The organism is Bradyrhizobium sp. 23AC, assembly GCF_054863025.1.
In genome coordinates this window covers 68682-81989 of sequence record NZ_JAVAYN010000014.1, presented here as the reverse complement: position 1 = coordinate 81989, position 13308 = coordinate 68682, and the positions used below count along the sequence as shown (strand labels likewise).

The following is a 13308-nucleotide window of genomic DNA, read 5'->3' as shown; positions in this document are numbered from 1 at the left end:
CGACATGCCGGCAAAACCGAAACGAAAACTGAAGACCTACCAGACCTCGCTCGGCTTCTACGACCAGGCCATCGCCGCGCCTTCGATGAAGGCGGCGCTGGAGGCCTGGGGTGCCAGCTCCAATCTGTTCCATCAGGGCGCGGCGAAGGAGACCGACGACCCCGATATCGTCGCGGCGACCATGGCAAAGCCAGGCGTCGTGCTCAGGCGCCCCGTGGGATCGGATGGGCCGTTCACCGAAAGCGCCGAGCTGCCCACCGATCTCGTCGATGACGACGCCAGGCCCAGACGCAAGGCCAGGAGCAAGACGCGATCGACGAAGCGTCCGGCCAAGGCCGCCAAGAAATCATCCGGCAAGATCGACGATCAGGCCGCCCGCAAGGCCGCTGCGGCATTCGAGAAGGAAGAGCGGCGGCGCGATGCCGAGCGCCGCAAGGAGGAGGCTGCCCGCGCCAAGGCGCGCGCCCGCCGCGACAAGGCGGTCGCCATCGCCGAGGCGGCGCTGGACAAGGCGAGGCGGCAGCACGACGCGAAGGCGGAGGAGATCGACGCCGCCCGCGCCGCGCTCGAGGACCGCGCCGAGGCCGAGCAGAGCCGCTGGGACAAGCAGCGGGCGAAGCTTGAACAGGCCCTGCGCCGCGCGCGGCAGTAGGGTGGCAAGTCGCGGCAAGTAGCCCGGATGAGCGAAGCGACAACCGGGAGCGGAGCGGGCGGTCCATTTCCCGGATATCGCGCTCATCCGGGCTACGGTCTACGGGATCGCCCGGGAGCAATTCCTTTACCATGCCATCCAGTCCCGGCCGAGGCGGCTGCCGGTTAGGAGTTGCAGGAAAGTTCTGCGCTATCTTCGCCTCGATTTCGGCAGCGTTGGAAACGCTGCCGCGAGCTTTTACGGAGTTGTCATGAGCGATCATCGTGCCGCAGTCAGGCATCACACCTTGCGGACCGGCCTTGTCGAGTTCGACAACGGGACCGGCAGCATCGTCAGCGTGCCCTGCACGATCCGCGATGTCTCCGGCACCGGCGCGCGCGTGGCTCTGAACAGCTCGGCATGGGTGCCGGAGCAGTTTTCGCTGATCTTCTCGAGCGGTCTGCGCAAGGGCTGCCGGCTCGCCTGGCGCAAGGAGAGGCTGATCGGCGGCGCGTTCGCGGACGGTTATGCGAGCGTGGACGAGCAGGCGGCGATGATGACCGCGGACGAGCAGGCCCGGCACCGCCTCGGCATCGGCGCGCGCGTCAAGGCCGCACGCGAGACCCGCGGCTATACCGCGGCCCAGCTCGCCGAGCGCCTGGGTGTCACGCCAGCCTTCGTGGCACTGGCCGAGCAGGGCGAGGTGGACATTCCGCTGTACCAGCTGATGCACATCGCCGATTTGCTGATGGTCAGTCTCGACGGGCTCGTGGCGGGGCCGGTGCCTGAGGATGTTGATGCGGGGTAGGCTTTCGCAAGCCTTCCCCGTGGCCCGAGCGCGCGCCTCGTCGCGCGAAATTTGCTTGCCTTGCCCCGAGTCCTTTTGCACTCTTGCCGCGAAGGAGACCAACGCATGACAAGAATGACCGCCGCCTGCGCGCTCGGAACCGCCCTGGTGCTGAGCAGCCTTGCAACATCAGGTGCGGAAGCCCGGACGCGGAAAGCCGTCGTCGTTCGCGCGCCGCAAGAGCGGCTCATCGTCACGGCGCCCGTGCTGAGGCCGACGCCGTGGGATTACAATGTCGTTCCGCGCTATCGGTATCGCCCCGAGGACGACCGCGTTGATCCCTACGGCCCGCCGCTGGTGCCGTCCTATGTGCGCTATGAGGGATGGCGCTGGCCGTATTGGTGGTAGTGATCGACGCTTCGTAGTTCGTAGCTTCGTAGGGTGGGCAAAGGCGCAATTGCGCCGTGCCCACGTCTTCTCCTCGATCAGCCAAGACGTGGGCACGCTTCGCTTTGCCCACCCTACGGCACTGCGCGTGCGGCTGCCCTCGATTCCGCCGCGCTCGATCCGGGCCGGGCTCGTTCAGCAATTCGCGAACGCGGACAAGTTGCAGTTTGATGGCTCGTCATCTCTGCGTGCAGAGGTGGCGACTGGGAAAAAACGGCAAAGTAGAGACTGTCAAGGACACATCGAGGTAGAACGACACTTATCCCCGTAATAAACCCAATACTGTTTGGGGTGCTGGGCGCGCGTATTGGGAGGATTGGTCATGGCAAGTGTCGAACAATTGCACAGGCGGGACGGAGTGAACTTGGTCCAACTCGAAGCCGACATCACGTCGATCCGGTCGGGGAGCTCCATTACTTCAATTAATCTGCCTGATTACGTCGAGCACACCGCGGGCGTTTCGCGCGTCGGTGCGCTCAGTGCAGAGGCGGTCGTTCGCGACTATGAGTCCGCTGCAAAAGAGATCGAGGCCATGGGCACCGAGTTGATCGACGCGGCGCAAAAATGCGAGGCGCTGACGGCTCAGGTTCATGATGCGATTGCGTTCATGCGGGAAACCGCGGCCGGGTATCGTGAAGAGGGACGGAAGATCTTCAAGCGCATCGAAGAATGCGCGCTGTTCACCGAAGACGTGCGCAAGACCTGCGAACAGGTCAAACGCAGAATGGCTGAAGTCTCGGTTGGCCCGTCTTCCGATGAGGAGCTTGCGGCGCAAGATCCCGAGCTGACGGGGATCGCGGCCCAGGTGACGATGAACGAGATACGCTGAGGCGAGCGTAGAGCGTAGTAGCTTCGTAGGGTGGGCAAAGGCGCACTTGCGCCGTGCCCACGTCTTCTCCTCGATCAGCCAAGACGTGGGCACGCTTCCGCCTTCGCTCTTCGAGCTACGGCGGACAAGTCGCTTTGCCCACCCTACGGCAGCTCGCTCACCAATCCGGATCGCCGTAATAAGGGTCGTAGGGCGGCGGCATCCACGGGCCTCGCGGCGGCGGCCTCGGCCGCCGTGGCGCGGCGTCTGGTACGTGCGCCCGGGCACGCGCAGCCGAATCGTTGTTCACACTGCGCACGACGGGCTTCGCGGCTGCAGAGGCGGATGACGCCGATGACGCGCTCAGTTGCGTTTGCAGCGCCTGGACCTGCGCGGCGAGGCGCGCATTGTCCGCCGCATCCTTCTCTTGCGCGGTCTTGAGCTGTTGAATGGTGTCGGCCTGCTCGCGCAGGGTCTGCTCGCTCCGGCTTTTCAGTTGCTCGAGCTTGCCGTTGATGCTCGCAAGCTCGCTGGTGATCGACTTGAGCGATTGCGCCAGATCGGACGATGACGGGTCGGGCGCTGTGGCGCCAGGCCTTGCAGCGTCCGGCTTTGGGGCGCTGTCCGTTTCTTTAGGTAGCAGCGGCGCGGGCACCGGGCTCGGTTCATCCGCAGCAGCCAGCAGCACGAGCGGCGGCTGCACTGGGTTTTCCACCGCGGACGCCTGCGGGGGCGTGCTCGCGGCCGGCGGAGCCCATCGCGCCATGATCGACTGGCCGATCGATTGGGCCTCATCGCGATATTGCGAAGCGACGGCGGCACCGAGCAGGCCGATCGCCAGCACGAGAATGACCAAGGCGCGCATCATGGCCGGATCGTTCTTCAAGCCGCGATCGCGAATCCCGGTATTCGGAACGTAGGGGCTCGGAACTCGGGCGTCGGGCTTCGGCGCCCCGTCTCCCGTCGGCGCGGCGCTTGCGCGTGAGGCCCGCTGTCCCTCGCTATCGCGTTCCATTCCGGAAACCAGTCGGTCCAGCCGCGCCAGGTCTTGCTCCGCGCTCTTGATCCGGTCGTAGGCCTGCGCCAGCCCGCTATCGGCGCGCGCCTCGTCCGGCTTGGGGGCGTCAGGCTTGCTGGTGTCAGATTTGGGGTCGTTCGTGTCAGGCACCGATGCGCTCTCCATCCGGTCGGGCGTCAATGGGAGGCAGTCCGATCGCTGGAAGGATAGGTCTCGCCGCTGTCCAACACAACGCGCGTGCAAAGGAAAAATTATGGCGGGACGGGGAGCGGGGCTGTGCTCTTCAATTATCCTGGTCCGCCGCCAGCCGCGCAAACTGCCGTTTCATCGCATTGACCCTGCCGACATAGCCCGCGACGAGGTGATCGCCGCAGCGTGTCCCCGCGATCATCACAAACCGGCGTCGCGCATAGGCCGCCGCGGGACCTGCGCCGCAGAGATGGATGAAGGCGGCCAGATCCTGCTTCTGCTGTGCGCTCGCCTTCACATCGCCGGCGAGCGTAAGAACCAGCGCCACCTGGCGGTCGAGATACACCGAGGCCAGCTCGATCGCATGGCTCGGGATCGCGCGGATGTAGAGGCTCGTGAAACCGCATCCGGTCTGCGTGACCGCGTTGCTGCGGACACAGAACCGAGCGGCCTCCGCGAAGGCCGGATCGGTCATCTGGAAGAGGCCGACGGCGCTCGAGGCGGGCTTGTAAATCGCCAGCGGATTGAAACTCCATCGCCAGCGCCAATAGGTGCGCGCCACCGGATTGCCAGAACTCTCGACCTGCGCAAGGGCTGCCAGCAGTTCCGGCGTTATCGTCGCGGTGGAATGCTTGCGGAAGAGAGGACCGTATCTCGCCCAGGTCTCGGCCGGCTCCTTGTCGAGGGCGTGACCGACGACCGCGAAGAGTTCGGTTGGCTTGCGGATGATTTGATAGGCGATGTTGAGGAGGGCGAGGGCGCCGAGCAAGACTGCTACGCTGACCGCGATCCGGACGATCCGCGGTGCGTGGGCGAGCGCCTTTCGCATCCGCCGAGCGAATCGTCGGAGGTTGCGAAAGCGAGGGAGGAGGTGGCTGCGTTTTCCTGGCATTGCGCTCGCGCAGCGCTGTCACTTAATTCCAGTGATCTCAAGACCTGGAGCCGGCCATCAATAGCGGCCGCCGCTGCCCTTTTGCTGCGTGATCCAGGCCGACAATGATTTCGGTGCCGCCTTCGCGGTCCGGCCCGGTGATGCCTTCGGATTGTCGCGGACGCCTTTCGCCAGACGGGTGCGCGGCGCTTCCGTTGCGCCAGCGCCCTTCAAGCTAGCCGTCGATGCCTCTGCGGCTTCCTTCTCGAGGCGCAACTGTTTCAATCGCGCCATCTTGATACGCTCCGCCTCGACTTCGGGTCGTTCGGACAGCAGCGGCTTGTGTTGAGCCAGCTCGGCCGGGATCAGGACGCCGAGAATGGTCGTCTCGCCGAGCGCCTTGCAGGCTTCGAGCCGATGCAGTCCCTCGACCAGAACGAGGCGGTCTCCGTCGAGCCGAACGGAAATGGGCTCCTGTTGTCCGATCTCCATAATACTTTCCGCGACCTCCGCGACGGTCTCGGGCTTGATGGCCTTCTTCTGCTTCGTGGGAACGAAGATCTTCTCGATCGGGAAGCTTTCCGGTTTGGGCATAACTCGACTCCGCTTCTACCGGGCTCGCCGGAACCTATACCGGTGGGGTTGGGAGTTTAGGAGGGAAGGGCGCGACCGCAAAGGCAATTTCGGCGGCTGCGAATTGACGAGCATCGAGGCCGGAACCAATCTGCGATTTTGGTGACAGGCGATCTTGGTGACAGTGCACTTAATCTGGGGCGCATGGGAGCGTTAGCCGAAATAACCGATCCGGCGATAGCAAACGAATCTAGTGGACTGTCACCAGGCGAAAGCGGCGTAGCACGGTAGGGTTGATCGGCGAGGAGTAATAGCAAAGATCTGCGGCTGTTGCTCTAGGACGAGGCCGTTCGAGCCGGTCGGTTTAGTGCACTGTCACCGTAATTGCGGTTGCGGCGTCCCGAGCAGTTCCTCTTTAGACGGTTGTCTTATATATTGGCGCTCAACCTTGGGGGGCGGATGGACAAAATTCGGGAGATACTCCTCTACGTCGCTGCCGCGATGGCGGTTTTTGCGCTCATCTGCGCCGTTTACCAGGCGATGAATGACAAGGTCGCATCGGCTGGCTTGCTCAGTGCAATCTTTCTCGTATGCGTACTGGTCGTTTACTTACCGAAGTTGGAAATACTTGAGGCGTGGGGCGTCAAGGCTCATCTCGTCCGTACCCTCAATGAAGCCGATGAGATCCTCGCCAAGCTGCGACGCTTGGCCGTGATTAACGCGAAGTCCACCTATGAGACTGTCGGAATTGGTCAGCGGTGGGACGGTCACAGCGCCGTCGAGAACCAGGCGAGACTGGATGAGATCAACGCCCAACTCGCGGAGTTTGGTGTGACGGAGAAGGAAAGGCGAGATCTCGCAACTACCTATGTCCGTCTAATGGGCTTCGATTTCTGCATGCAATATGTTCACACACTGGAGCGCTATTTCAAATTTAAACGAGACGCGTTGCGGATGGTCGGCAATCGAGAAAACAACGGAGCGATGATGGCCGAGGCGGCGAGCTATGATGAGCTATTGAAGGATTGGAAGCCGAATTACAATTTGTTCTCTCAGCTGGCGACCTACTCGCTTGAAGAGGAACTGGCTCGCGTTATGCCGACGAAACATCTGAGTGAGAACGACAGGAAGGGGGTTGAGGCCTTCAAGAGCCAACTCCTGCGACTGTTTAAAGATACCGAGGCCAAGGCTGGCCTAACGAAGGAAGCCGCTGCCTATCTGGACACTTACAAGGGAGTAGGAGGTCAGGATAAGCGCATCATCGAGTTGTTCGGCTTCAACCCGAGCGAGGTGAGGTGAGCTTGACTCTGATCTGACGGGTGCCCTGAGCTCGGGCAAGGACATATCGCTGATCTTGAACGACAATCCTTGTGCTCGGTCAGCGGCGAATAGGTCGTAGGATGGGTGGAGCGTAACGAAATCCATCATCCCTTCGATCTGTTGACGATTGGTATCGCTTCCCTCCATCCAACCTACGGGCTCTTTGAAGTGAGGTGCCGAACTTAGCGCGATCAGTCGTTCTTCTTCAACTCAGTAATGGTTTCCAATATCTCACTGGGTACTCGAAACTTCGCCGCGATCGCTGACGGCGAGTTGCAACCCTCAGCGAGATTCTGCGGTACCAGGAAGTATCGGGCAAAAAGATTTGCTTGGTGTTCGGCGTCAGCTACGTCGGTAGAAATCGCCTTAGGGCATTTCGGCAAAGGAGCCTTCCCGTGGAGCAGAACAATGTGTCCGATCTCGTGGGCTAAAATCCATCGGGCCATTGGTTCGTGCTTCGTGGCTTCATGATACATAGATTCCCCAACGATAATTTCCGGAGGGTTCTCGCGTGCCAACGCAAGGGTGTCAGTTGGGAGGTCGTCGTCCTTCACCACGCTAAAGGTGAACTCGGGGATCAACTGCGGGAGACCAAACTCGACAACGTCTACGAGATTGATCGCATACTGATCTGACAGAAGTAGCGCGCGCCGAAGGCGTTGCGCGACCGCACGAATCTCATTGTTAGTTCGGGCGCAGACACCACTCGCTCGCAAGGTCATCAGGCACCCTTCCAGCTGCGTAGCTCGAGTCCCGAAAGCCGCTTTAGGTCCGTAGCTTCCTCCTCAGATAGATGTAAGGCCTGACAGATGGCGTCGATATCACTGGTGAGAAATTCTGCTCTTCCCGTTTCAAGAGCCGAAAGGCGCGGTACAGAGATGTTGCTCGCGGCTGAAAGCGTGACTAGCGAGAATCTTCTCTTCCGCCTCAGGCTTTTGAGTTGAGAGCCAGACGCAGTGGGTCGCGGTTTGGCGATGCTGGCTTTGCTGATCGCGTCCGCTTTGGAGGCGGGAATCCGGAAATAGAATTCCCGCCCGGCCGAGACCTCGACGGAATATCCCCGTTCGATAGCCTTCTTGGAAAGCCGAACAGCGTGAAATAGGCTGATCGCCTTCAGGGCAAGGTAGCCGAGGACGAATAGTCCCGCGACGAGTAAGAGACCCGTCGCGGGGAGCTGGGAGAGATTGGAAGTGATAAAGCCCCAGAAGGCGCCCATCAGCTACATCCGGTTGTTGACCCACACGTATCACACTTCATGCAGGTGCCATTCCGCACCAGCGTGAAGTTGCCGCACTCCGAGCACATCTCGCCTTCGTAGCCCTTGGCCTTGGCTTCCGCGCGGCGCTCGGCCTTGGTGGGGACGAGGGTCTGGGCGGTGCTGCCGGCCTTGCTCCATTGCAGCGCCTCGAGCTTCTCCGTGGGGGAGAGGTCGTGGGCGGCTTCCTGCTTCAGGGCGACGGCGCCTTCGAGGGCGTCGCCGACGCGGGCGCTGGTGCCGTGGGCGGCCAGCGCGGTGACCTTGCTGCCGCCGGTGGGGGCGCCGTCATTGCCCGGGGCGATCGCGGTGCTGCCGCCGCGCATCACGACGAGGTTGTCGGTCCGCGAGCGGGTGAGGCCGCGCGAGACCAGGCGGGTGGCGTGGTGGCCGCCGTCCTCGTCCGGCTCCTTGCCTTCCTCGACGCCCTTGCCGAGTGCGTCGAAGCCGGTCTCGTTGGGATCGACATGGGCGAGGTCGAAGCGCGACATATAGCTCACCGCGAGCTCGCGGAAGACGTAGTCGAGGATCGAGGTCGCGTACTTGATGCTGTCGTTGCCCTGCACGGGGCCCGCCGGCTCGAAGCGGGTGAAGGTGAAGGCGTCGACATATTCGTCCAGCGGCACGCCGTATTGCAGGCCGAGCGACACCGCGATGGCGAAGTTGTTGATGAAGGAGCGGAGCGCCGCGCCTTCCTTGTGCATGTCGATGAAGATCTCGCCGAGACGGCCGTCGTCATATTCGCCGGTCCGCAAGTACACCTTGTGGCCGCCGACGACCGCCTTCTGGGTGTAGCCCTTGCGACGATCCGGCATCTTCTCGCGCTCGCGCATCACGATGATGCGCTCGACCAGCTTCTCGACGATCTTCTCCGAGACCTGGGCGGCGCGCGCCGCCATCGGCTTCTCGTAGAGGGATTCGACCGCATCGTCCTCGTCCTCATCGTCGCTGATGAGCTGCGAGTTGAGCGGCTGGCTGAGCTTCGAGCCGTCGCGATAGAGCGCGTTGGCTTTGAGGGCGAGCTTCCACGACAGCATGTAGGCGGACTTGCAGTCCTCCACCGTGGCGTCGTTCGGCATGTTGATGGTCTTGGAGATCGCACCCGAGATGAAGGGCTGCGCCGCCGCCATCATGCGGATGTGGCTCTCGACCGACAGATAGCGCTTGCCGATCTTGCCGCAGGGATTGGCGCAGTCGAACACCGCATAGTGCTCGGCCTTGAGGTGCGGGGCACCTTCCACCGTCATCGCGCCGCAGATGTGGACGTTGGCCGCCTCGATCTCGCGCTTGGTGAAGCCCACGGCCTGGAGCAGGTCGAAGCCGGGGGCTGCGATCGCCTCGGCGCCGATGCCGAGCTGGTCGCGGATGAAGTCTTCGCCAAAGGTCCACTTGTTGAAGGCGAACTTGATGTCGAAGGCGGTCGGCAGGGCCTTTTCGACCTTGGCGATGGCTTCATCGGTGAAGCCTTTTGCCTTCAGGGTCGAGGCGTTGATGCCGGGCGCGTTGGAGAGCGAGCCGTGGCCGACGGCGTAGGCCTCGATCTCCGCGATATCAGCTTCGCGATAGCCGAGCGCGCGCAGCGCCGCGGGGACCGCGCGGTTGATGATCTTGAAGTAGCCGCCGCCGGCGAGCTTCTTGAACTTCACCAGCGCGAAGTCGGGCTCGATGCCGGTGGTGTCGCAATCCATCACGAGGCCGATCGTGCCGGTCGGCGCGATCACCGTGGTCTGGGCGTTGCGATAGCCGTGCTGCTCGCCGAGCGCGAGCGCCGCATCCCAGGCCGCCTGGGCGTGGCTGACGAGGTCAGCCTGCGGGCAGGAGACGAGGTCCATCGGCACAGGGTTGACGCTGAGCGCCTCGTAGCCGGAGGACTCACCGTGCGCGGCGCGGCGGTGGTTGCGGATGACGCGCAGCATGTGCGCGGCGTTCTTCTTGTAGCCGGGGAAGGTGCCGAGCTCGGCCGCCATCTCCGCGGAGGTCTTGTAGGTGATGCCGGTCATCACAGCGGTCAGCGCGGCGCAGAGCGCGCGGCCTTCCTTGCTGTCGTAGGACAAGCCCATGGTCATCAAGAGGCCGCCGATATTGGCGTAGCCGAGGCCGAGCGTGCGGAACTCGTAGGAGAGCTCGGCGATCGCCTTCGACGGGAACTGCGCCATCATCACGGAGATTTCGAGCACGATGGTCCAGAGCTGGCAGAGGTGCTCATAACCCTTGACGTCGAACTGCTTGGTCTCGGTGTTGTAGAAGGTCAGCAGGTTCGCGGACGCCAGGTTGCACGCCGTGTCGTCCAGGAACATGTATTCCGAGCACGGATTGGAGGCGCGGATGTCGCCGGACGCCTTGCAGGTGTGCCAGTCGTTCATGGTGGTGTTGAAGTGCAGGCCCGGGTCGGCCGACGCCCAGGCGGCGTAGCCGATTTTTTCCCAGAGGTCGCGCGCCTTCAGCGTCTTCGTCACCTTCTTGGAGGTGCGGGCGTTCAGATTCCAGTCGCCATCCGTTTCCACGGCGCGGAGGAAGTCGTCCTTGAGCGAGACCGAGTTGTTGGAGTTCTGGCCGGAGACCGTGAGATAGGCTTCGCTATCCCAGTCGGTGTCGTAGGTGTCGAACTGGATGTCCTTGTAGCCCTGCTTGGCGAACTGGATCACGCGCTTGATGTAGTTGTCGGGCACGAGGCTGCGACGCGCGAGCTTGATCTCGCGGCGCAGGGCAGGGTTCTTCTCGGGGTCAAAGCAATCGTCGCCCGAGCCTTCGCAGTTGACGCAGGCCTTCAGCACCAGCTTGAGGTGCTTCTGGTTGATCTTGGAACCCGTGACGAGGGCGGCGACCTTCTGCTCTTCCTTCACCTTCCAGTCGATATAGGTCTCGATGTCGGGGTGATCGACGTCGACGACGACCATCTTGGCGGCGCGGCGGGTGGTGCCGCCCGACTTGATCGCGCCGGCGGCGCGGTCGCCGATCTTGAGGAAGCTCATCAGGCCGGACGAGCGGCCGCCGCCGGAGAGCTTTTCGCCTTCGCCGCGCAGGCGCGAGAAGTTGGAGCCGGTGCCGGAGCCATATTTGAACAGGCGGGCCTCGCGGACCCAGAGGTCCATGATGCCGCCCTCGTTGACGAGGTCGTCACCGACGCCCTGGATGAAGCAGGCGTGCGGCTGCGGGTGCTCGTAGGACGATTTCGAACGGGTCAGCTTGCCGGTGAAGGGGTCGACGTAATAGTGGCCCTGGCCGGGGCCGTCGATGCCATAGGCCCAATGAAGACCGGTGTTGAACCATTGCGGCGAGTTCGGCGCGACCATCTGCATGGCGAGCATGTAGCGGAGCTCGTCATAGAACGCCTGCGCGTCCTCGTCGGTCGAGAAATACTTGCCCTTCCAGCCCCAATAGGTCCAGCAGCCGGCGAGGCGGTCGAACACCTGCTTTGCTGAGAGCTCGCTGACATAGCGCTCCTTCTCAGGCAGCGCGGCGAGCGCGTCAGTATCGGGCACGGAGCGCCACAGGAAGGAGGGGACGGACTCTTCCTCGACCTTCTTCAGGCGCGCGGCAACGCCGGCTTTGCGGAAATACTTCTGGGCCAGCACGTCGGAGGCGACCTGCGACCACGCGGTCGGGACCTCGACGCCATCAAGTTTAAACACGACCGAGCCGTCGGGATTCCTGATCTCCGACGTGGTCTGGCGGAAATCGATTCCCGCGTAAGGTGACTGTCCCGAAGTGGTGTGGCGCCGCTCAATCCGCATCGTCTTGCCCCGTCCTATTCATTGACCGGACCCGCCTCCGTTCAGGCGTGCCGGGTCGACATTTCGTTTCGCGACGCCTTCCGGCCGTTCGGCCCTGGGGCATCGCAGTTCAGCCGGTGGACCCGGCCCTGTTTTTTCCCGACGCGATGGCTCGATGCGTGCATCGATCATCCGCCGGCATGTCCAGACACATCCGCCCCCAAGGGGATGAGACCGACATGCGTTCAACGCCCCACGCCATCACAACTTCTACCGTTGCCATCCGAGCCTGTTGCCGGCCCGTTCTGGCGCCCGAAAAGTCCGCTTTCGCGGGCAGACAAGCCCTCATCCGCTGCCTTTGGCTGGCTTGGCGGAGTTGAGATTTGCGAGACCCTTTGGGGGAGTGCCGGCGGGACGCAAACTCACTCGCGCCGAACGGACCGAAAGCTAGGACTCTCCGTTGCGCCCGTCAAGAACTAGTGCGAGTTCCTGAATCAAATACTAAATATGGTGGATTGCGGGGGATAACAGGGGGCAAGCCCGCGCCTGTTGTGGAGGCAAGTATCAGTGAGTCCTCAGAGATTCCCAACCGAAAAAATTTGCATCCCGTGGTGCTGCGGATGCTTCATCCCGCTGTTCACAGGGCAGGTATATTTTTGAGCAATGGGATTGCGTCAGCGGGACTCACGTAGCCCTACGGAAGGTGAGGGCAGGCATGCCCGCCGAGGCGGTGGCGAGAGGGGCGAATCCGGGCCAAGCTGAGGGTCGATTTTGCCGGACCACCCACATGCTTGATTCGACTCGCCGGGATGCGCGGCCGCGCATCGCCCCGGCCGGCCTGATGTTCCTTGCCATCACCTCGATCGGCTGGGGCTTCAATTGGCCGGTGACGAAATTCCTGCTCTCCGAGCTGCCGCCGCTGACGCTGCGCGGGGTGACCGGCGTGCTGGGGGCGGTGCTGCTGGCGGCGCTGGCGATCATCCGCCGGCAGAGCCTCAAGGTGGACCCCGCGATCTGGCCGCGCCTCCTGACCGCCGCCGTGCTCAACGTCACCGGCTGGATGGTGCTGATGGGCCTGGCGCTGCTCTGGCTGCCCGCGAGCGAGGCGGCGCTGATCGCCTATACGATGCCGGTCTGGGCCTCGATCATCGCCTGGCCGGTGCTCGGCGAGCGCCCGACCGTGCTGCGCACGCTGGGGCTGGTGATGGCCTTTGTCGGGCTTGCCTCGATCATGGGCGGCAACGGCATTGCCGCCAGCGTCGAGAAGCTGCCTGGCATCGTCATGGCGCTCTGCGGCGCGCTGGGCTTTGCCGTCGGCACGGTGTTCTCGAAGAAATACCCGATCCATCTGCCGCCGATCACGGCCGCGGCCTGGCAGATCGGGATCGGCTGCCTGCCGATCTCGATCATCGGCCTCCTGGTCGAGACCACGCATCTCTCCCAGGTGACGCCGGTCGGCTGGTGGCTGCTGGTCTACTCGACCGTGGTGCAGTTCTGCATCGCTTATGTCAGCTGGTTCGCAGCACTCGCCCGCCTGCCGGCCTCGGTCGCCGCGATCGGCACCATGGCGGTGCCTGTCATCGGCGTTGTCGCCTCGGCGATTGCGCTGGGCGAGCCACTGGGGCCCGGCCAGATCGCGGCGCTGATCTTCACGCTGGCGGCGGTCGTGCTGGCGACGCGCTAGCCGTCCGGACGC

General features: G+C 63.2%; 12 protein-coding genes. 6 read left to right on the top strand and 6 right to left on the bottom strand.

What is annotated here, in order from left to right:
* Positions 1-4 precede the first annotated feature (4 nt).
* The 4 genes from RAD10_RS27555 (at position 5) to RAD10_RS27540 (ending at position 2694) form a co-directional block, all read left to right on the top strand.
* Positions 5-652: a cell envelope biogenesis protein TolA gene (locus RAD10_RS27555; RefSeq protein ID WP_461619964.1), complete on the top strand. Its 648-nt coding sequence runs from the start codon at positions 5-7 to the stop codon at positions 650-652.
* 250 nt (positions 653-902) lie between these two features.
* Complete coding sequence (locus RAD10_RS27550) at positions 903-1439, top strand: helix-turn-helix domain-containing protein (protein ID WP_461619963.1); 537 nt, start codon at positions 903-905, stop codon at positions 1437-1439.
* A gap of 105 nt (positions 1440-1544) precedes the next feature.
* Entirely contained in the window at positions 1545-1826 is a 282-nt protein-coding gene (locus tag RAD10_RS27545) for a hypothetical protein (protein ID WP_461619962.1), read from the top strand.
* A 361-nt stretch (positions 1827-2187) separates the two neighbouring features.
* Complete coding sequence (locus tag RAD10_RS27540; RefSeq protein ID WP_461619961.1) at positions 2188-2694, top strand: hypothetical protein; 507 nt, start codon at positions 2188-2190, stop codon at positions 2692-2694.
* 157 nt (positions 2695-2851) lie between these two features.
* On the opposite strand, the gene RAD10_RS27535 is transcribed toward RAD10_RS27540, so the two are convergent.
* From RAD10_RS27535 to RAD10_RS27525, 3 genes are all read right to left on the bottom strand, one after another.
* On the bottom strand, positions 2852-3856 hold the full coding sequence (locus tag RAD10_RS27535; RefSeq protein ID WP_461620069.1) for a hypothetical protein: 1005 nt from the start codon (positions 3854-3856) through the stop codon (positions 2852-2854).
* 118 nt (positions 3857-3974) lie between these two features.
* Entirely contained in the window at positions 3975-4709 is a 735-nt protein-coding gene (locus RAD10_RS27530; protein WP_461619960.1) for a transglycosylase SLT domain-containing protein, read from the bottom strand.
* A gap of 120 nt (positions 4710-4829) precedes the next feature.
* Positions 4830-5345 (bottom strand): ParB N-terminal domain-containing protein, encoded by a 516-nt coding sequence (locus tag RAD10_RS27525; RefSeq protein WP_461619959.1) that lies wholly within the window; start codon positions 5343-5345, stop codon positions 4830-4832.
* A 438-nt stretch (positions 5346-5783) separates the two neighbouring features.
* Here RAD10_RS27525 and RAD10_RS27520 point away from each other — a divergent pair, with 438 nt between their 5' ends.
* The gene (locus RAD10_RS27520) at positions 5784-6623 is read left to right on the top strand and encodes a hypothetical protein (RefSeq protein WP_461619958.1); all 840 of its coding nucleotides are present in this window, start codon (positions 5784-5786) and stop codon (positions 6621-6623) included.
* Between the two features lie 212 nt (positions 6624-6835).
* On the opposite strand, the gene RAD10_RS27515 is transcribed toward RAD10_RS27520, so the two are convergent.
* Genes RAD10_RS27515 through RAD10_RS27505 form a run of 3 tightly spaced genes read right to left on the bottom strand, consistent with a single transcriptional unit; the run spans position 6836 to position 11633 of the window.
* Positions 6836-7366: an ImmA/IrrE family metallo-endopeptidase gene (locus RAD10_RS27515; RefSeq protein WP_461619957.1), complete on the bottom strand. Its 531-nt coding sequence runs from the start codon at positions 7364-7366 to the stop codon at positions 6836-6838.
* Complete coding sequence (locus RAD10_RS27510; RefSeq protein WP_461619956.1) at positions 7366-7860, bottom strand: helix-turn-helix domain-containing protein; 495 nt, start codon at positions 7858-7860, stop codon at positions 7366-7368. Before RAD10_RS27510 ends, RAD10_RS27515 begins: the two co-directional genes overlap by 1 nt.
* On the bottom strand, positions 7860-11633 hold the full coding sequence (locus tag RAD10_RS27505; RefSeq protein WP_461619955.1) for a vitamin B12-dependent ribonucleotide reductase: 3774 nt from the start codon (positions 11631-11633) through the stop codon (positions 7860-7862). Before RAD10_RS27505 ends, RAD10_RS27510 begins: the two co-directional genes overlap by 1 nt.
* A 766-nt stretch (positions 11634-12399) precedes the next feature.
* On the opposite strand from RAD10_RS27505, the gene RAD10_RS27500 reads away from it, so the two are divergent.
* Positions 12400-13296: a DMT family transporter gene (locus RAD10_RS27500; protein WP_461619954.1), complete on the top strand. Its 897-nt coding sequence runs from the start codon at positions 12400-12402 to the stop codon at positions 13294-13296.
* Positions 13297-13308 lie beyond the last annotated feature (12 nt).

Coding starts and splice junctions, on each gene's coding strand:
- RAD10_RS27500 (WP_461619954.1), top strand. CDS start 12,400: ATGCTTGATTCGACTCGCCGGGATGCGCGGCCGCGCATCGCCCCGGCC.
- RAD10_RS27535 (WP_461620069.1), bottom strand. CDS start 3,856: ATGGAGAGCGCATCGGTGCCTGACACGAACGACCCCAAATCTGACACC.
- RAD10_RS27520 (WP_461619958.1), top strand. CDS start 5,784: ATGGACAAAATTCGGGAGATACTCCTCTACGTCGCTGCCGCGATGGCG.
- RAD10_RS27550 (WP_461619963.1), top strand. CDS start 903: ATGAGCGATCATCGTGCCGCAGTCAGGCATCACACCTTGCGGACCGGC.
- RAD10_RS27545 (WP_461619962.1), top strand. CDS start 1,545: ATGACAAGAATGACCGCCGCCTGCGCGCTCGGAACCGCCCTGGTGCTG.
- RAD10_RS27525 (WP_461619959.1), bottom strand. CDS start 5,345: ATGCCCAAACCGGAAAGCTTCCCGATCGAGAAGATCTTCGTTCCCACG.
- RAD10_RS27505 (WP_461619955.1), bottom strand. CDS start 11,633: ATGCGGATTGAGCGGCGCCACACCACTTCGGGACAGTCACCTTACGCG.
- RAD10_RS27530 (WP_461619960.1), bottom strand. CDS start 4,709: ATGCGAAAGGCGCTCGCCCACGCACCGCGGATCGTCCGGATCGCGGTC.
- RAD10_RS27555 (WP_461619964.1), top strand. CDS start 5: ATGCCGGCAAAACCGAAACGAAAACTGAAGACCTACCAGACCTCGCTC.
- RAD10_RS27515 (WP_461619957.1), bottom strand. CDS start 7,366: ATGACCTTGCGAGCGAGTGGTGTCTGCGCCCGAACTAACAATGAGATT.
- RAD10_RS27540 (WP_461619961.1), top strand. CDS start 2,188: ATGGCAAGTGTCGAACAATTGCACAGGCGGGACGGAGTGAACTTGGTC.
- RAD10_RS27510 (WP_461619956.1), bottom strand. CDS start 7,860: ATGGGCGCCTTCTGGGGCTTTATCACTTCCAATCTCTCCCAGCTCCCC.